Origin of the sequence: Sphingobacterium sp. JB170 (genome assembly GCF_900163865.1) — a bacterium.
GTDB lineage: Bacteria > Bacteroidota > Bacteroidia > Sphingobacteriales > Sphingobacteriaceae > Sphingobacterium.
In genome coordinates, this window is the sequence record NZ_FUKU01000061.1 from 55,168 (window position 1) to 74,752 (window position 19,585).

Annotated in this window: 11 protein-coding genes; 7 read left to right on the top strand and 4 right to left on the bottom strand. The window is 44.1% G+C overall.

Annotation, left to right across the window (positions count from 1 at the left end; translation table 11 throughout):
• Positions 1–209: 209 nt before the first annotated feature.
• Positions 210–2,729, bottom strand: coding sequence for a DNA-binding transcriptional activator (locus tag FM107_RS16555; protein ID WP_143559519.1), 2,520 nt, complete (start codon positions 2,727–2,729; stop codon positions 210–212).
• Between the two features lie 308 nt (positions 2,730–3,037).
• Between FM107_RS16555 and FM107_RS16560 the strand changes: the two genes are divergently transcribed.
• From FM107_RS16560 to FM107_RS19800, 6 genes are read left to right on the top strand one after another with little or no spacing between them, the layout of a single operon-like run.
• A complete protein-coding gene (locus FM107_RS16560) occupies positions 3,038–4,504 on the top strand; it encodes a glycoside hydrolase family 76 protein (RefSeq protein ID WP_086949607.1) in 1,467 nt (488 codons plus the stop codon).
• Positions 4,505–4,515: 11 nt separating this feature from the next.
• A complete protein-coding gene (locus tag FM107_RS16565) occupies positions 4,516–7,680 on the top strand; it encodes a TonB-dependent receptor (protein ID WP_086949608.1) in 3,165 nt (1,054 codons plus the stop codon).
• A 46-nt stretch (positions 7,681–7,726) separates the two neighbouring features.
• Entirely contained in the window at positions 7,727–9,787 is a 2,061-nt protein-coding gene (locus FM107_RS16570; protein ID WP_086949609.1) for a RagB/SusD family nutrient uptake outer membrane protein, read from the top strand.
• 4 nt (positions 9,788–9,791) lie between these two features.
• Positions 9,792–10,622, top strand: coding sequence for a DUF3823 domain-containing protein (locus tag FM107_RS16575; protein ID WP_086949610.1), 831 nt, complete (start codon positions 9,792–9,794; stop codon positions 10,620–10,622).
• A 23-nt stretch (positions 10,623–10,645) separates the two neighbouring features.
• Complete coding sequence (locus tag FM107_RS16580; protein WP_218779033.1) at positions 10,646–12,181, top strand: hypothetical protein; 1,536 nt, start codon at positions 10,646–10,648, stop codon at positions 12,179–12,181.
• A gap of 42 nt (positions 12,182–12,223) precedes the next feature.
• A complete protein-coding gene (locus FM107_RS19800; RefSeq protein ID WP_218779034.1) occupies positions 12,224–12,847 on the top strand; it encodes a hypothetical protein in 624 nt (207 codons plus the stop codon).
• A gap of 386 nt (positions 12,848–13,233) precedes the next feature.
• Here FM107_RS19800 and FM107_RS16585 read toward each other — a convergent pair whose 3' ends face one another.
• On the bottom strand, positions 13,234–13,572 hold the full coding sequence (locus FM107_RS16585) for an EthD domain-containing protein (RefSeq protein WP_086949611.1): 339 nt from the start codon (positions 13,570–13,572) through the stop codon (positions 13,234–13,236).
• A gap of 129 nt (positions 13,573–13,701) precedes the next feature.
• On the opposite strand from FM107_RS16585, the gene FM107_RS16590 reads away from it, so the two are divergent.
• Entirely contained in the window at positions 13,702–14,073 is a 372-nt protein-coding gene (locus FM107_RS16590; protein WP_086949612.1) for a helix-turn-helix domain-containing protein, read from the top strand.
• A 257-nt stretch (positions 14,074–14,330) separates the two neighbouring features.
• Here the strand turns inward: FM107_RS16590 and FM107_RS16595 are convergent, their stop codons facing one another.
• A complete protein-coding gene (locus tag FM107_RS16595; RefSeq protein WP_086949613.1) occupies positions 14,331–16,010 on the bottom strand; it encodes a RagB/SusD family nutrient uptake outer membrane protein in 1,680 nt (559 codons plus the stop codon).
• An 18-nt stretch (positions 16,011–16,028) separates the two neighbouring features.
• Positions 16,029–19,112, bottom strand: coding sequence for a TonB-dependent receptor (locus FM107_RS16600; protein WP_086949614.1), 3,084 nt, complete (start codon positions 19,110–19,112; stop codon positions 16,029–16,031).
• Positions 19,113–19,585: the final 473 nt, after the last annotated feature.

Consider the following 19,585-nt stretch of genomic DNA (forward strand, 5'->3'; position numbering starts at 1 on the left):
ATAGTATGCCACATAAGAAAATCTCTAGCCAACTTTTGGATTACGCCCGTGTTCATTAAGCGACTATTGATCGAATTTTTTACGGGTAAAGATTTTTAATTTAATTTTTTAAAAAATAATCAATCGTTTGACCTGGCTTCTGCGGTGCATTTTTAGTTTTAGAGCCCTTTAAGTTGTTATACTATTCTGAACAAGTATTAAAAATTTATTCAATCGCTGCTCGTGTATTGTTTTTTGAGAAGATCCTGAAAACTAATAGCAAATTTTTCGGCCATAACATTTTGATAATCTGTCGAAAAACGGTAATACAGTTCGTGCGCCTTGACCTCTTGTTTAATCTGAATTTTAGCTTTGATACAGTAGGATAGCGTTTGTTCATTAATAGGATCGAATTGAAAGATGCAATTGGCTATCTGAATCGTTTTATGAGGACGATTAAATTTCGCCGACTGTCTTAGGTCTTCCAACAACATAGGGATTACCTTTGATTCAGTTTCTTCTTTTAGTTTATCAAATACGATATCGTCTGTCCCAAGTAGGAACTTGCCACGAGATAAAATACTAAGGTATTCGTTCTGATTTCGCATTTCTGGTAGTTCATCGACTAGGCGCATGCATTCTAAGTAATCGCAGTAACACTCATCGCCAATAACCAGACGGAAATGACCTTTGCTAAACACAATCTCAACACCCGATAGTTCGCTTAACACTTTTCTTAGATGATTGATTGTTACCCCACGTAGAGTCTTTGCCTTTTCTTTTTCTTTATCTGGCCATAGCGTATAATTTAACAACTGTGAACTGACACCATTCTCACCGGTTTTGGAAAGCAGTAAACAGAATACCTGACGTAAGCGTAGACTGAAAAGATGCGAGATATCCTTCCCCGCTCGATTTATTACAGTAAAGTCGCCGAATAGTTGAACACTGTTAGGTTTGTGTCCTGTAGCTTGAATAGGGGCTTCAACTGGGAGGCTGTCCGGTAGAATATCACGTGGACGAGGTTTTTGAGCCTTACGGATGAGTAGTATTAAAGCCGTGCAGAGCAAGAACGCTAGGAGTGCATCAAGTAGTTTTGCACGCGTGGTGGACTGCTTGTGCAAAGCATTTAATGAAGCTTCGGATATAGGCGGGAAATCCAGAACGAACACTTTAAGCGTTGAGCGCACGTCGTCCGGAGATTCCTGTACGAGCGTGACTAACTTCTTTTGCGCATGGTCATAATATAATTTTGCTCGGGTGGATATGCGGTCAGAAAATATAGGAATGGAATCCCCTAAGATCGTGTGTTCACCGCGCGTTAGATCATAGCGATACAGTTTAATAAAAGAGTTCGTTAGATGCTCAGGGTAGCCTAAAACATACATATTAATGCTGTCGGGGATGACGATGCCGCGTGCTGGCACAAAATCTATTGGCTCTCCCGGGGCTTCCCATTTTTTGCGTATCTCTCCCTTATCTAGATCTAATTTATAAAGGTCGTAGAAATATTTTCTGCCGATGATATGTTTTCCTGCTTCGTTACCCATACCACCGAACAAATAAACAATATCTCGGTCACCCATCGGTTGCCCAGCGGAACTGAAATACCGTGGGACGATGTGATCTCCTTTAATCTTCGCAGTCCGCCAGGAATGTTCCAGCAAGGAATACGTGTAAAACTCGTTGCTATAGCGCATTGCACCAAAACCACCAAACACGGTGAAACTGCTATCGCGGTTGTTAAAAAAAGAACTGTGATGGTGCAGCTCAAGTCCAACCCTATCGTTACTCTCGGCCGTCCATACCAGAGTGTTTAAATCAAGGCTCGCCAGTGTTGGTCCGGAATAGGGCGGATCGTAGAACGTCTCATATACATACAGCTTACCGGCCCCTTCATCTACAAAGCTATTGCCCAGAACGATCCGAATGGGGCATGAAGACGCGAATTTGACGCTTTTGGTTTCGCCACTCTTGATGTTGAAGATGGTCATACCCTCGGCGTTAAAATAGTAAACCTCGTTTCGCGCGGCACTGTAATCAGATCCTGCATTTGTAAGGGATGCCTTCTCGAAAGTCTGCTTCCAGTGGTAGGAATCGTTAATTAGCCATATGGGGTTACTGACGTTCCCCATGACCACTCCGTGCTGCTCGTGCACGCGCGTTCCAGCATGTTCTCGAAAGGGGAAAAAGTAGGATTCGTTCGTATTTCCAATCCAAAGGTTCCGTATAGCCACCGGAGGCACATCAATCAAATGATCACTTTTTCCGAAGATAATCGATGGATTATATTCCTTGGGTAGTCCGGCTGCGCTGGACAGAGATTCCATGTTGTTTGCCGATAGCGAGGCTTTACCTTGATCCATATCTAAATGAATATGTACAGGAAACCAGCGCTGATTATGTAAAGTTTCCTTTTTCATGACAAGCGTAATGATACTCGCTTTTCCTTCCTCATTTAAACGTAGGATGGCATTTTCATTTTCTTCGTCGTAATGGAGATTTAGAATGGTTGCCCGCTGCTTATTTTTAATACGTAAGATATAGCCAATGGTGGGGTTGGCAGAGGTTAAACCAAGTTCGAATTTTATGTCTAGTTGGTGTTTGAAAGTAGCTTGATACTCCGGGAAAAGCTCGATCGATGTACGCTCATCGATCGGTTTGTGCCCACCGTTAAATCCGATGCCTTGAGCGCGGGCGCCGGCCATATTACACAGGATTAATAAAATAGGTCCTATCCTAAATAACATATAATGTAGGGTAGTGCGAAACTCCTCAATTAACCGCCAAACTCCTTTCACAATGATTCTCTCTAATTGATTTACCGTAAAATTAGCTAAATAATAACACGAAATAAAATCGATTTAGCTTTTCGATTCCATTAGAAATGGTTTTCGCCTTTGCTCAAATTACAATTGTTTGTTTATAAAGCGGTGGGTTAAAATTTTTTTTTGGGTTAAAAGGCTTTTTTTAACCCAAAAATTAATCTAACTGTATTAATATTGATTCTAATTATAAACGCGATACTAACCATATCGAATATTTTATACCTGTGTTAATGAATCATAAAAGAATACTCTCGGTACTATTGCTGGCGTTACTCTCGGTAACAGCTTTTGGATGTAAATCCCCTCGTAACGTTCAAACTAATGAGGGGACAATGGCCAGTAATAGTAATTTAGGCCTTCGCAATTTGGAGCGCGCTATAGGTCTTATCGACACCACGATGCTCACTTACTTCAGCGGTCAGGAGATGGTCATGAGCCGCTATTACAATCCTTTGACGAAAGTACGTTCCAGCGAGCAGGCTAGTGTATGGATGTATACAGCGGCAATAGAATCGATCAATACCGTATTACATGGTTTAACACTCGCTAAACAGAACGGCCACACCGAAATATACGATGCGCAGTTCGCGCGTTACGCCAAGCTGCTTGGCGATCTGTATCGTAATGCAGACTATTACCTTGGAACATTTGAACTTACTTCGTTTACCCAGACAAAATCTTGGTCGGTATACGCTGTCGACCGCGTGAATCAAAAAGGCGAGGCGAATGTCGAGGGAGTCTTCAATGTATACGACGACCAGATGTGGCTCATCCGTGAATTGCTCGAGTCGTATCGTTTAACCGGTGAACGTGCGTATTTGGACAAAGCGGAATACCTGACCGCTTATGTACTAGACGGCTGGGATACAACGATCGATCAGCACGGAAATGAAAACGGCGGAATACCATGGGGCCCGGGTTACGTTACCAAGCACGCGTGTAGCAATGGCCCTCTAATTAGCGCGCTGGTATGGTTACACAAAATCTACGCGGGTAAGCCGGATGAAATTGAATACCGTTACCTGGATACTCAAGACCGTAAGACTCGCAAGAGTGTGTATAAACCTAAATCGGCGTACTACTTAGATTACGCCGTAAAAGTTTATGACTGGCAATATAAGAAGCTGCTCGATGAACATGGGGTATACACCGATATGATGGGTGGGTGTGGCGATTGTGCGATAAAGTATGAAACGGTTGCAGGCGTCCGTTACCGCGCGAACACACAGTTGACAGATCCCGTTGGTGAGGTATTTAGCTACAATAGCGGCACCATGCTTTCCGGTGGCGTAGATTTATACCAAGCGACAAATGACGTGAAATATTCACAGCACACCAGAAATCTGTCCGAGGCTAGCTTCCGCGTTTTTGCGACCCTAGACAAGGATCTTCCAGGTTACTATACCTATGGCACCGACGGGTTTCAAAATTGGTTTAATGGCGTACTACTTCGCGGATTTATCGATGTGTATAAGAGTCACTCGGGCGCTACAGATGCTATCGCCAGCTTTCAGCAAAACCTAGATTATGGGTACAGTCAATTTAAGCAAGAAGGTTTGCTTCCGGCAGATTTGCTCAGTGGATGGGACGATCTTGCAAATGGCAATGGCGTAGAAGGCATGTTTCAGTTTACATTTGCCACAGAATATGCTTTACTAGCGCGTTATGAATTTGAAAACACAATTAATCAGAAATAATCTAATCATTTATGCTACTCAATTTATTTTCCAGGATAACCAGCAAGCCCCTTTTGGGCTTCATTCTGACGTTCCTGGTACCTACGGTACTTCTGGCGCAACAGACCGTGACAGGGGTTGTGTCGGATGTTAATAACGTCCCAATTTCCGGGGTTTCGATAACCCTAAAAAGTGCGCCTGAAGTGGGCACGAGCACGGACGGGTCTGGACGCTACATGTTATCGGTACCTGAAGGTGCCGTATTGCTGTTCTCATTTATTGGTTTCGACAACCTTGAGAAAGCCGTAGACGGCAACAACCAAGTGAATGTCATTCTAACTAGAAACGAAGAGTTTCTCGACGAGGTTGTTGTGGTAGGCTACGGTACGCAAAAGAAAGTAACACTCACGGGCGCTGTTTCAGATATTAAAGGAACCGAAATGCGTGCTACAAAAAATGAGAATCCGCAAAATATGCTTGCCGGTCGTATTCCCGGTGTTCGCGTATGGCAAAAGAGTGCCGAGCCGGGAAGCTACCAGTCGAATTTTGATATTCGTGGCATGGGGGCGCCCCTGGTGATTATCGATGGGGTACCGCGTTCGATAGAGGACTTCCAGCGACTTAACCCGAATGATATCGATAACGTATCGGTGCTGAAAGACGGTGCCGCATCCATCTACGGGGTACGCTCGGCAAATGGGGTGATGCTCGTCACTACCAAAAAGGGGAAACAAGGGAAGGTCGCCATTGGATATAATGGTTCCTTCACTTTCCAGCGGCCCTCAGGTCTGCCGTTTCTGGCGAGCGCGGCCGAGGCGATGACCCTTTACAACGAAAAATCGATGAATAACATTAATGGTGGGAGCCTCATTTACACGCCTGAGGATTTCGAGGCATACCGGACGGGGGAACGCCGATCATCAGACTGGACGTCATTGGTTTTCTCGGAAGTTTCCCCACAAACCTCGCATGATATCAGTTTTTCTGGCGGGAGCGAGAAGGTGCAATATTATATCGGTGGTGGGTATACTTCTCAAGAGGGGTTTTTTAAATCAGGTGATCTAAACTACAACAAAGCGAACTTGCGTTCGAACATCAGTGCCGAATTAGCAACAGGGCTTAAGCTAGAGCTGAACTTAAGTGGGATGTCGGACGAACAAAATAACCCGTACTATAGTGCCGTCGATATCATTCGCAACTATTGGAAGCAGGGGATGCTATTTCCAGCGTACGCTGATCCCGAAGGAACGATGCTAAACTTCGAAGGGCTCGACCTTGAGCAGAATTCGGTAGCCATGATCGATTCGGATATATCAGGTTATAGACGCTACAAGAAAAAAAACCTGCAATCCTCAGCCGTATTAAATTTTGATTTAGGCGTGCTCAGTCCGTCATTACAAGGGCTGTCCGCTAAAGCGCTCGTATCGTACGACTACCGTGCGGATAATAACAGCAGCTTTCGTAAGGAATATTTTCAATATGCGCTGGACCCGGTATCCGGAGACTACAACCAGAAATTATTTGATTTGAGCAGTCCTAATCGTTTGCGCCGCGAGTTTTATGAAAAACAACAGGTTCTCGGGCAGTTCGTTTTAAACTATAGCCGTATATTTTCGCAGGATCATACCATCGGTGGCTTGTTAGGTTGGGAGGTTCAAAAGAACGACGGCGACAACTTCTACGGGATGAAAAATCTAGCGTTTGGATCCGATGTCCTGCTTTCAGGTGTCGAAGATGGGCAGATGACAGGAATGTCTGGGGGGTTAGGTGATTACTATGACGAAGCGAAAGCCGCACTTTTTGGACGTGCAAATTATGACTATAAAGGTAGATACATCATCGAGGGACAGTTTAGATACGACGGATCGTCGCGTTTTGCCGCAGGAAATAAGTGGGGCTTTTTCCCTTCGGCTTCCGCAGCATGGCGTATCTCCGAAGAACCATTTTTCCAAGATATAGTTGCTTTGGACTTCGTAAAACAGTTTAAAGTTCGTGCGAGCTATGGTGTGCTTGGGGACGATCTAGCTAACGAATGGGACTTCGGCTGGATTCCCGGATACATTTATCCAGCGACGAGTGGAAACGCTGAAAATGGCTACTATAATCAATACGCGCCGGGGTACATCCTTGGTGATAAATTTGTGACCGGAGTGACGCGTAAAGCAATTGCTAACGAGCAAATAACGTGGTACGAGGCGCGTACCTTTAATATCGGCGTAGATTTCGACGGATGGAATGATTTGTTCGGTTTCACGATCGATTATTTCGACCGTCGCCGTTCGGGATTGTTCCAACGTCGAACTGGATTATTTCCTACCGTACTTGGAACAACACCACCATTAGAGAATGCCAATAGTGATCAAAATTTGGGACTGGAAGTCGAGTTGCGTCATAAAAACCAAATTGGAGATTTCCATTATAGCCTCAAAGGTATAGCGACCATCACTCGTAATAAATACCTTACTGCCGTACAGAACGGTCCATATAAAAACTCCTATGACCGCTGGCGACATGATAATTTAAATAATAGGTATCAAGGATTTCAGTTCGGTTATGAGTCAGCAGGCAGGTATACCAGCTGGGAAGATATCCGCAATTATCCGATTTATACCGAGCGTGATATATTGCCCGGTGATTATAAGTATAAAGACTGGAACGGTGATGGCGAGATCAACGGAGAGGATGAACATCCTTTTGCCTTTGATCAGACACCATGGCTCAATTTCTCGATGAACATTCAGGCGGCATACCGAAATTTCGATGCTTCCCTTTTATTCCAAGGCTCTGCTTTAGGGTCGATGGAATACAAAGAGCCACTGTATGCTATTTGGGGAACCAACGGCGGCGGTACTTTAACGCAATATTTGGATAGATGGCACCCGGTGGATCCGACAGCCGACCCGTACGATCCTTCGATAGAGTGGGTAGAGGGTTACTATGGCTACACCGGTCGGTATCCGAAAGGAAACTCGCAATTTAACCGCGTCAGTACGTCCTATCTGCGCCTAAAGAGTGTGGAGCTAGGGTATACCTTACCGCCGATATCGACCTTACGGATGCGCGTATTTGCGAATGCGTACAACTTGTTTACCATTACCAAAGTTCGCTTCGTAGATCCTGAGCACCCCGACGATGACCTGGGGCGTATGTATCCACTCAACAAAACCTTTACCGTTGGTCTGTCAATCAATTATTAAAACTTAGTGATCACTCGATGGAATCATTTACAATAAAAGAATTACGATGAGAAGAATACTAATCATACTATCTATAGCCAGCATATTAAGCGTGTCGTCTTGTGTTGAGCTGGATATCACACCAAAAAATATAGTAACAGATGATGATCTGTTGAATACCCCGGCGGGGATGGATATCTATATTGCACGCATGTATAGTCACATGCCTTTTGAAGATTTTAAATATATGGCCCAGTGGGGCTTAGAGTATAACGGTTGGCTGGCATCCCTAGGGATCGACGGAACAGGTGAGGCCGTTAACAGAGATGGTATAACCACTTCATTTACTGGTGAGCGCACGGCCTATTGGGGGCAAGCATTCGAACTGATACGTGATGCCAACCACCTTATTGAAATGCTCCCCAACTACCAAGAAGAATTTGCTTCAGAGCTGTATGATCACTACCTAGGTGAAGCGTACTACGTGCGGGCTACCGTATTTTACGCGCTTGCACGCCGTTTTGGAGGTATTCCGCTGGTGACAAGCGTAATTCAATACCCGGCTGAAGCCGCACAGATGGAGGTGCCGCGTGCAAGTGAAGAAGAAACCTGGGATCAGGTTCTAGCAGATTTTGACAGGGCAGCAGCGCTGATGCAGGAGAAAAGTCCAAAAAAGGGCTATTCTAACAAATACGTAGCTTTAGCCTTTAAGTCCCAAGCGATGCTCTACGCAGGTAGTGTCGCAAAATATAATCAGACAGTTTCTGGACGACTAACCGGTCTGGGTGAAAAAACGAACGTTCGCGTGATTGGCTTCGAGAACGATAGCTGGCAGCAGGCGTCCAACCGTTATTTTCTTGAGGCCTATAAAGCGGCGCGCGAGGTAATGTCCGCGGGTGGATATTCGCTCTATAAAAAGCGCTGGCAGGCAGGGGACAAAGGTGCACAATACCAAAATATGATCGACATGTTCAGCGACCTAAGCAGTCCAGAGAACATTTACGTTAAAGAATATTTATATCCTACCTTGACGCATGGTCTGGACTCCTACAGCTCGCCCTTTACTTTTCGCTCGCCGCTGTCGGCGGGAACATGTCCCACACTGGACTTTATTGAACTCTTCGACGGTTTTCCTAGATATCCCGATGGATCCATTCGTGTGACAACGGGAAATAGCAATACCCAGGGGACATACGTAATGTACGATGACCCTATGGCTTTTTTCGAAGATGCGGAACCGCGCTTACGCGCCTACGTAATTTTTCCGGGTGATGAGTTTCGTGGTCAGCAAATAGAAGTACGCGGTGGTATCTATACCGGTGGAACGCCGATCAAACCCTTGTTCACCAACTACGCCTACAATAATGCTGATACGCGTTATCAGAATTTACCAGCCTATACGCAGAGTCCTAAAACGCTCTACCTCAGCCCACGCGACGGAGGTGGTCAGGAGCAAGTTGAATACCAAGGGCAGCAAATGCTTGCTGCGGGCGAAAATGGCCCTTTTTATGACAACCCGGAAGCAACATTGACGGGTCTCTATTTGCGTAAATGGCTTCAAACAAGTTCAACGGCAGATATCGGAGAAGGTAAGTCTTCGCAACCTTTTATTTTGATGCGCTACGCGGAGGTATTGCTGAATGCGGCTGAAGCTGCAGTGGAACTTCAGGCCGCTGGAGTCCCTTCACCCGATGGTAGCGATATGCTGCAGGTGGCTACCGAAGCCATCAATGAGATCCGTGAGCGCGCAGGGGCAGTGCTCCTGGATGCGCCACTAACGGTATCCATTGAGGATCGCAATGTGGTACGCAAAGAACGACGCAAAGAGCTCGCATTTGAGCATAAAACGAAATGGGATCTACGCCGGTGGCGCGTACTCCATTATGAAGGTCGTGATGGTTTTTGGGGAGAAGAACGCCCAAAGGAGACGTACAGCAACAATGAGAATTTTAGATTTCGCGGCCTTTATCCATTCTTTTCAACCGAGGATGGTAAATATTTCTTCGATGCACGCTTCCAGTGGGTGTCCTCTAAAACATTTGGCTATACACCATTAGATTATTATTTTTCTATCCCTAGTGGTGAAGTAGCTAAAAGTTCAGTGATAGATCAACAACCAAACAGATAGTTACATGAAACAGACAGCAATAAATAAAATAATTTTAAGTGGGTTTATTCTCGTGACGAGTTTATTGAGCGCATGCAGCCTATTTGAACGTGATAATTTTGAGGCACCCGATGTAACCTTAGAAGGAGAGGTCGTAGATGTGCTTTCCGGAGAACGCATCCTTACCGATCAAGGTGGCGAGGGTATACGCGTGCGCCTCACAGAATTGAGTTGGGGAGATAATGTGGAGCATAATCCTGATTTCTTCTGCAAGCCGGATGGTACATTTCTGCATACGAAGTTGTTTGCGGGTCATTATAACGTTACCGTCGATGGACCGTTTATCCCTCTTGTGCGTGAGACATCCAGCGGCAAATTGCTTGCCGATGAAAGTAAGTATTTGGATCTTAGTGGAACCAATACCGTACGTTTTGAGGTACAACCCTTTTTACATGTACGCTGGGTGGGTGAACCGGTGATTGAGGAAGGAAAGGTATCGGTGCAAGTGCGCGTTGAGCGTGGTGTAACTAAAGAAGACTTTCGCACCAAGGTGGAGCCGCTAGGTGATTATAACGAAGATTTTGTAAATATCACTGATGTACAACTCTTCGTTAGCTACTCTTCATCTGTCGGATATCGCGCACGTGATGAGCGCTGGTCAAGCAAGCTTGAATACGAAGGCTCTACGTTTGACCCGATGCTGGGCGAAACGATCACACTGGTTTCCAACGGTGAGATTCCTGCCGGAAGAACTGTATTTGTGCGTGCAGCAGCGCGTATTAACTATGATACACCGCGAGGAACGGGAACACGAAGATGGAACTATAACGAGGCTAAAGTTGTCGTTATACCCTAATTATCGAATTTAAAAACCTAACAATGATTGAAACTTCTATGCAAGTAAATTTCAAACTAACCGCTGTGTTCATTTTTTCGACCCTATCGATAAATCATGCAAGCGCGCAGACGGTGGATAAAGTAAAGACAACATTTCAAACCTCTCGCGAGTGGAAGCCTACCATAGATAACCGCGCCGACGCGGTGATGATTTACGGTGTTGGTGGAAACCCATCGGATAAGTCGCGGCGCGTTCCCTTCGTTGAACGTGTGCAGTCTTGGAAAGAAAGAGGGTATATTCCGCATTTTATGACCGGAATCGCTTGGGGAGAATATCAAGATTACTTTGTTGGCGATTGGGATGGAAAACCGCATCTCGATGAAGGCCAGGTAACCATGCAGCAAGATACAATCTGGCATGGTCATATGGTACCCTATATCGTTCCGACAGACAATTTTTTAACTTACCTGAAGGAGAAACACATTAAACCCGTAATCGATGCAGGCATAGACGCTATTTTTCTGGAAGAACCTGAATTTTGGGCTCGAGCGGGTTATAGCGACGCGTTCAAACAAGAATGGAAAAAGTATTATGGCTTCGACTGGCGTGCGCAGCATGAATCTCCCGAGAACACGTACCTCGCCAATAAGTTGAAATATGCGCTGTATCTCAATGCGCTGAATGAAGTGTTTACCTACGCCAAGGAATATGGTAAAAGCAAAGGAATGGACGTGAAATGTTACGTGCCCACTCATTCACTTATCAATTACTCGCAGTGGATGATTGTGAGCCCTGAGGCGCAGCTTGCCTCGCTTCCAGTGGTGGATGGTTATATTGCCCAGGTGTGGACCGGTACCTCGCGCGAGCCTAATTTCTTTGATGGCAAGGAAAAGGAGCGGGTGTTCGAAACTGCCTATTTGGAATACGGCTCCATGGAATCGATGACCGCGCCCACGGGACGTAAAATGTTCTTTCTGACAGATCCGATTGAAGACTGGTCGCGCGACTGGTCAGATTATAAGAAAAACTATCAAGCGACCTTTACCGCGCAGCTGCTCTACCCGCAGATAGCAGACTATGAAATTATGCCCTGGCCGGAACGTATATATGAAGGTCTGTATAAAACCGATGCTGGCAGCGATAAAAAGGAGAAGATCCCTCGCTACTATTCCACGCAGATGCAGGTGATGGTGAACTCCCTGAACCAAATGCCAATAAGTGAGAATAAATTATCTGGCTCCACGGGTGTAAGCATCCTGATGGCGAACTCTTTGATGTTCCAACGTTTTCCAACCCACGATGGTTACGATGATCCGCAGCTAGCAAATTTTTATGGGCTTGCCTTGCCGCTACTCAAACGTGGCGTTCCGGTGAAAACGGTGCATATGGAAAACTTAGGCTACCCAGAAGCGCTTGCCCAGACGAAGGTGTTGCTAATGACCTACTCGAATATGAAACCGCTCGATCCTAAAGCACATGCGCAAATCGCGAGCTGGGTCAAAAATGGTGGTAAACTGATATATTGCGCGACAGACAAAGACCCATTTCAGTCCGTGCAGGAGTGGTGGAATAGTTAAGGGAATAGCTATGCTTCACCCTCGGATCACCTTTTTCAGACAATGGGTATTACCGTCAAAGACAGTCAGATGGGCGGTGTGTTCGCCTATGGCAAGGGGGCGGTTAATATAATTCGAACCGATCCAAAGGACTTTGTCATTCGGGCCGATAATAGTGCTGCGCTGGTAGAATCAGTTCGTTCATTTTATGATACCCCTACGAGCAAGCTTACTTTTAAAAATAATTTCTATCTACAACGTGGCATGTTTGATTTGATTGCCGTGCTCGATGAAAGCGTAAGTGATGAACCGTTTAAGATCGATGGTGTATTCATTGATCTATTTGATCCAAAGTTACCGGTATACACTTCGCGAACGATAAAACCTGGCGAACAGGGTTATTTTCTAAATTTAGAACGCGTAGAAAATAGTAGCAAACCGCAGGTGCTCGCTGCAGCGAGCAGGGTATATGAAGAAGATTTTACAGCTAGCAGCTATAAATTTGTAGCCAAGAGCCCGATTAATACCACCAATATCGCCCGCGTTTTATTACCGCGGCAGGCAAAAAAGGTAATGGTGAATGGAACGGATCAATTTGAAAAAGAAAACTGGGATCCGACGTCCAAAACATATTTACTAGAATTTGAGAACGATCCCGATGGGGTCGAGGTAGCAATAAAATGGTAAAGAGACTAGATTAGGTGACGCTATCGATCAAAAAGGAGTGTGTGCCAATTTACAAAGAAAGTTTGTTGTAAGTTTTGTTTTAGTGAAAACCGAATGGGGTTGGTTTGATTATTCAAACTAACCCTGTTTATTTTATGGAGTCATGGCTTTAACAACCATCAGCACCCGCGGTCGATGCGGCACCGTAGCAGCCCATGAAAAGCATTCATTACCAACTCAATATTGTAATTGCTTCTATTGGTAAAATAGGGATTGATATTTTATACATTCGCAAACACTTGATAAAATAATAAAGCTTAATTTATTACCCTTGGAATATAGGCGAAATTTTTAAACAAGATGAAGGACAAAATCATTCTGTCCTTCATTGCGAATAAATACAGTTTCTAAGCTTTAACAATCAATTCATCGGATATTAAAATTAGCACATCGCTCAAAACAATGAAATTACTTTCATCAGGATGGACTTTTAGTTTGTAGTTTTCACTAGTAAAAAAACTATTAAAGTCGTCCATTGAATCAAAATAAATATCGGTTACACCATCATAAGCGGGCACTGGAAATCCTTCCAATGTGTTGGGATGGGAAACAACATATTTTTTTACATATTTTTCCGATTCGGGGATAGACATAAACAACGGTGCATGGCTATTTCTGTGATAATCTACAAATGCGTCTAGGTCCATTTCGGGGGGACGACGGATTAAAAATGAAAATTTTAACATTTTATTTCTTTTAAGTTTCAACAAAGGTATTGGACCTCAACATCAACTGCAATACCGCACAAATTTATGCGTATGTGATAACTATTCTTTTTTTGTAAATTCGTTTTTGAATTAACAATTTCCGTTTCAATGTATAGAAAGAAAACACCCGTTCAGCTGGATTGTGGTTTGCATTTTTTTAAAGAATTACTCAACGGTAAGTGGAAAATGATGCTTATCTATTACATTTCTCAAGACTTTAAACGACCGAGTGAGTTGCAAAGAGTAATTACAGGTGTTGATCGAAGAGTGATGGATAGGCAGTTGCAAGAATTGATCTTGCACGGATTTATCACAAAAAAAACCTACGATAGCAGGCACCCAAAAGTGGAATATGGGCTTACCCCGCTTGGCACAAAACTGTTGCCATTAATTATTACTATTGAACAATGGGGTGAAGAAAACCGGGCAATTTTGAAAAAAGCATTGGACAAAGACCCTAAGTTTGAAAATGTAATTTAAGTGTAATCATAAATTGGCGTTTTTTCTTTAATATAAATGCGTTACAGAAAATCAACTTTAGAAAAAACAAATTAAAATTATTAAAGACAAATGTTTTGCATTTGGAACTCCGAAACTCATTTAATTAAATTTTTTGGCCACACGGATGCAGAAGTAAGATCTGACCTTTGCTCTTAATGTTATTGTTCCGTATTCTTATTATTAAAAATGGGGGGAATACGGAATACCCCCCATTAATTTTTTTCCTATTGACCGGCTTAAAACCCGGGATTTTGTTCTATAGCAGTTTCGTTGATATCGATCGCTGATTGTGGAATAGGGCGGTATATTTTGTCCGCCCCATCGATCCCTTTAAAGGCATTATCGACACCCACTTGCTTGATATCATAGTTATACTTAGCGCAAAACTCCTTGAGCTTACCAGTACGACGAAGTTCTGGCCAGCGAATATATTCGCCAATAAACTCTTTAGCACTTTCTATTAAATAGGCATCGAGTGCCTCACTTTGATTTCTCGCACCCGAAATACTTTGAATAGGAGCGAGCACCATTCCGTTCTTCGCGTTTCCAGGTCTTGCTAAAACCTTGTCGACATATTGGCCCGCCATAGCGAAATCGTTTAATCCAATACAAGCTTCCGCATAAAGAAAATAGCTCTCCGCTTTACGCGCTAGCACGATGTCACGAACACTAGCTTTTGTATCAAATACATTCCTTGTTTTTGGACTATCAAATTTTTTAATAACAGGTGTACTCATATCGATCTGGTAGGCTGCGCGATAAGCCTGTTCGCTATATTTAAATGGATAATACCGAAAGTTGCTCGCTATCTGGTCACCTTTATCTTCCGCCCATGCTAATGAATCTGCTTTGGTGAATTCTCTTCCCCAAACGCGTGGGTAATATGCCCGAATTGGAATAGTAGCTTTGTCTTTGGTCGCGTCGTAATAGTCGAAGTATTGGTCGAAAATGGTTAACATAAAAGTTGCTTCGTAACGGGCATCGTTCTCCGTGTAATAGTTATGGAAGCTCCATGAAGGAATAAATGCCGAGGTCATGTATTTGTGATTTAGTTCGGCTCCACCGAGGTAAGGGCCAAATAAAGATTGTTGGTTGTTCCCAGAGCCCGTACTTGGAATTGATTCAATGTCGTACTGCACCGCAAGGATCACCTCATCATTCATCTCGTTGTTAGGGTCCCATAGCTGCTCATAGGGAATGCTGATGGTATAGCCGTCAATTGCTTCGCTCGCATATTGCTTTGCTTTTTCGAAATCTGAATTATTTTCTAGATCCCAACCACGCGTTAGGTATACTTTGGCTAAATAATGCATGGCAGCCGTTTTGTTTACTCTTGTTTTATCCTCGCCTAGTTGATCCACAACACCTTCCATTTCACTAATGATAAAATCGTATGACTCCTGCAGCGAAGCGCGCGGAAGTTCCATTCGTGGACCTCCTAAAGTAGGTTCATCGTTGATAACGATACCTCCGAACTGTTCCAAAAGTTGGAAGTGATAGAAAGCCCGTAGAAAACGCATTTCGGCAAGCCAAGTAGCTTTTTGTTCAGCCTCTGCCTCGACAACGTCATTGTAATAAATAGCAATATTAGTGGTCTGTATCGCGCTATAGCAATTCGAATAGAAGGCGAGTACATCGGCATTATCGGCATAAAGCTGCGTGTATTCCATCATTGCACGATTATCAAAGCCTCGGTTCATTTGGTAGGTGTCAGTACCAGCGAGCTGCAGCCAAGGGGTGTCCCCAAAGACGGTCCGTAGCGAACCGTAGGCCGCAGTGATAACTGTTGTATATCCTGCTTGGGTTTGGTAGAACTCGTCGTTGTTGGTTCCTCCTCGATTATCTTCATCTAAAAACTTGGAGCAACCGCTTAGCAGCAGTCCAGTAAAAAGTAAAATATAAGTGAATAGTCTCATGATTATTTTTGCTAATTATTAAAACCTTACGTTAACGCCGAGTTGATATGTAATACTACTTGGCCCATTTCCGTCTTGAAGCGATGTCGTCGCATATTCCGGGTCCCAGCCTTCATATGATGTAAAAACAAATGGGTTTAATACGTTTGCGTATATGCGGAATTGCGACATTTTCCATTTGGATATCACGCGTTCAGGTAAGCTGTATCCCAACACGATATTCCGGAGTTTAACAAACGATGCGGACGTATAACGTCCATTGTTACCATAGAATGGACCTTTGTTTTGTGGATGAGGATATTTTGCATTTTCATTCCCCTGCCCGCTGGTTCCCCAAACGGCCTCCGGCGTACCGTCGGAATTGGTGTCCCAATTTGTCCAGTCGTAACGCTGTACTCCCGGTGGTACATAATAATCGTATTTAATCTTCGGGCGACCGCGCTGCGTATTGTTTGGACCAAATTCATCTAGGAAAGCAGATGAGATAAACATTCCTTGTCTGGCGTAGAGGTTAAACGAGAAATCGAAATTCTTGTACTGGATATTGTTTGTGAAACTACCAATCCAGGAAGGATCCTGATTGCCTAGAATTGTTCTGTCGTCCGGCGTGATATTGTCATCTCCATTGACATCTTGCGCAATTGCCTGGCCAGGTTGCTGGCCCAAAGCTACTGCTTCTTCAATTTGATCGATACGCCATAGACCGGTGATACGGTAATCGTAGATCACGTTGATCGGCTCACCAATAAAACGCTGCTGTCCGATAACGTCTTCCTTTTTCCCATAAAGGCTGCGTATTGCGTTTTTGTTGTGTGAAAACATAAAAGACGTTGACCACCTAAAATCATTTTTTCGAATATTTGTCGTTGTTAGGCCTATCTCGATGCCTCGGTTGTTTACAGACCCGATATTGTCAATCATATAATCCACGCCAGATTCAACCGTTAGGGTGCGTTGCATCAGTAAACCGTCGGATAGTTTATCGTATATATCGAGGGTACCTTGCACGCGGCTATTGAACAAGCTAAAATCTAACCCAACGTTAACCTCCCGCGTTTTTTCCCAAGTAAGCGACTGATTAACAGGTCTCCCTGGAGCAAATCCAGACAATACCCTACCGTCATAATCGTACCATACTAACGAGCCTGTTTGCGGACCCTGCTGGGTACCAAAGGGGTTTATTCCGTTGTTATTTCCCGAATAACCCCAGCTGACGCGTGCTTTCAAATCATTGATCGCGTCCACCTGCATAAAAGGTTCCTCCGAGATGCGCCAAGCGAAAGCGGCAGAAGGGAATGCTGCCCATTTATCTTTTAACTTAGAGCTGCCGTCATAACGAATGGTACCGGTCAATAGGTAGCGTCCTTTGTAGTCGTAGTTCGCCCGTGCTGCAAAGGATAGTAGACTTGTTTCGTTATACGAGGAATTGGATCCGTCAGATACAAATTTTCCGCTATATAAATTATACCACCAAGAAGGGTAGGGAAGATCCATGGAAGCGGCCGATAGGTTTTCATAACGTGTTTTGTACGCACTTTGAATAAGTGAAACATCTAGTTTGTGATCTTCATGAAACTGTTTTTTGTAATTAATAACGTTATCCCACGTCCATTCTAAAAACTCTTCGTTGTTTTGAAATGCCTGATCTTGGTTACGCGTACCAGGGACTACACCAAAGTACTGTCCGGTGCGCGTTCTATTGAAGCGCGGAAGAAAGGTACTTCGTATCGATAAGTCTTCGATGGGGCGGAATTCCGCAAATATACTGGATAGTACGTCGTATTGACGGATTTCCTCCGTACCACTATTAATCTCATTGAGGGGGTTGGGTGAGCTGGTGAAGTTACCCAAACCATCGATCGCTGATGCAATGCCTGGTTGCGCGATAAGCTCTCCATTTTCGTCATAAGCACTCAGGATATTTGGCATTCTCAGAATATCGCGATAACCATACTGGCTTCCAAAGTTATTTATGCTGTGTACGAAGTTAATACTTGCGCCCGAGGTAAACACGTCGGAAAATCGATGTTGTACCGAGAGCTTGAGCGTATACCGGTCGAGCTGTTCTTTGATAAAATTCCCCTCTTCCTGTTGATATCCCACACCTAAATTGTAATCCAATTTATCGGATGCTCCAGAAATACCAATATAGTGGTTTTGTTGCTGTCCACTTTGTGTACCCAGACCGAGCCAATCTTCGTAGTCCTCATTATATAACCGATTCTCCAGTATCGGAGAGTTTTGTAATACAGTTTCCGGCGTTGGCAGGCCGTATGAACCGTCGGCATAGGTGTAGAAGGCGGAGGTACGAAAGTCTACCCATTCACGCCCGTCCATGAAATCGGGAATGCGGGCTAGCTTTCTAATACCGTAGTAGCCATCGTAGGTTATTGTTGATCGCGTGTCTCCAGGTCGATTGGCATTTTTAGTTTTGACGATCACAACCCCATTGGATCCTCTTGAACCGTAAATTGCTGTCGAGGAGGCGTCTTTTAAGATGTCGATCTGCGAAATGTCTGCTGGATTTAAAAAATCGATATTCGATGTCGCTATACCGTCGACGATGTATAGGGGACTACCTGCCTGAAGCGAGTTTTGTCCGCGCACCTGGATACTAAAGCTCGCGCCGGGGCGTGTCGAATTACTGCTAATATCCACGCCAGGAACAGTACCTTGAAGTGCTGCCATAGCGGATGTGGTGCCGCGTGCTTGTAAATCTTTACCCTGAACCGTTCCCACAGCGCCTGTAAGATCCGATTTGCGCACGGTGCCGTAACCGACCGCGACTGCTTCTTCCAGGGCAACTTCGTCACTTTGAACTAGGGTAACCTTTAATGGTTTTCCCGGCGTAGCTTGGAGTTCTAACGTATTATACCCAATGAGGGTAAACTGAAGTGTAACCGGTTGCAGATTTTGTGCGGTAAAATTAAATGTACCGTTATCCAACGTGCTTGTACCGCTGTTTGTGTCGGTGACGCGGACGCTCACACCGGCTAGTGCCGTTCCTTTCGGATCAGTCACAAGCCCGCTAAATTCGGTTGATTGTGCGCTTACATACCCGCCAAAGATGAGGAGTACGAACATTAATAATAGATTTTTCATTAAATGATAAGTTGGTTAATACTTTCGTTAATTGATTATTGGTTATTGGCAGCGTGTTATTCACGGTACACCGAAACAAAACGCTATATGTCTATCTCTATTATCGAACATAGTCATTGTTTATAAAGGTTTTATTGGCATGAGCTATGCCACTATCTTTTTGATTAGCTAAAAATGAAAGTAGGTAATTTAAAGTAGTAATCGTTGTTTAGCTGAGCAGAAAAACTACGCAATCGTTGCCGATAACGTTACCAATCGATCTAAATTAATATTCAATCGATGAACGTTCGTAGATTATATAATATCCAAATATAGACTTGTAAATTACGGTGTAGGGTTGCGGTGTCCCGATCCCTAGCTATTCCATTCGAAGCCGAAGAACCTGTATAATCCAAGGATATTGTCTGACGAGTTTACCGTCGAAAAATAACTATTGTTGATTTCGTTTGTTATTATTGCAGATCAAAGGAGAA

What these genes read in the sequence shown, in the direction of transcription:
- FM107_RS16555 (WP_143559519.1), bottom strand. Translation starts at nt 2,729, where the DNA reads ATGTTATTTAGGATAGGACCTATTTTATTAATCCTGTGTAATATGGCC.
- FM107_RS16560 (WP_086949607.1), top strand. Translation starts at nt 3,038, where the DNA reads ATGAATCATAAAAGAATACTCTCGGTACTATTGCTGGCGTTACTCTCG.
- FM107_RS16565 (WP_086949608.1), top strand. Translation starts at nt 4,516, where the DNA reads ATGCTACTCAATTTATTTTCCAGGATAACCAGCAAGCCCCTTTTGGGC.
- FM107_RS16570 (WP_086949609.1), top strand. Translation starts at nt 7,727, where the DNA reads ATGAGAAGAATACTAATCATACTATCTATAGCCAGCATATTAAGCGTG.
- FM107_RS16575 (WP_086949610.1), top strand. Translation starts at nt 9,792, where the DNA reads ATGAAACAGACAGCAATAAATAAAATAATTTTAAGTGGGTTTATTCTC.
- FM107_RS16580 (WP_218779033.1), top strand. Translation starts at nt 10,646, where the DNA reads ATGATTGAAACTTCTATGCAAGTAAATTTCAAACTAACCGCTGTGTTC.
- FM107_RS19800 (WP_218779034.1), top strand. Translation starts at nt 12,224, where the DNA reads ATGGGTATTACCGTCAAAGACAGTCAGATGGGCGGTGTGTTCGCCTAT.
- FM107_RS16585 (WP_086949611.1), bottom strand. Translation starts at nt 13,572, where the DNA reads ATGTTAAAATTTTCATTTTTAATCCGTCGTCCCCCCGAAATGGACCTA.
- FM107_RS16590 (WP_086949612.1), top strand. Translation starts at nt 13,702, where the DNA reads ATGTATAGAAAGAAAACACCCGTTCAGCTGGATTGTGGTTTGCATTTT.
- FM107_RS16595 (WP_086949613.1), bottom strand. Translation starts at nt 16,010, where the DNA reads ATGAGACTATTCACTTATATTTTACTTTTTACTGGACTGCTGCTAAGC.
- FM107_RS16600 (WP_086949614.1), bottom strand. Translation starts at nt 19,112, where the DNA reads ATGAAAAATCTATTATTAATGTTCGTACTCCTCATCTTTGGCGGGTAT.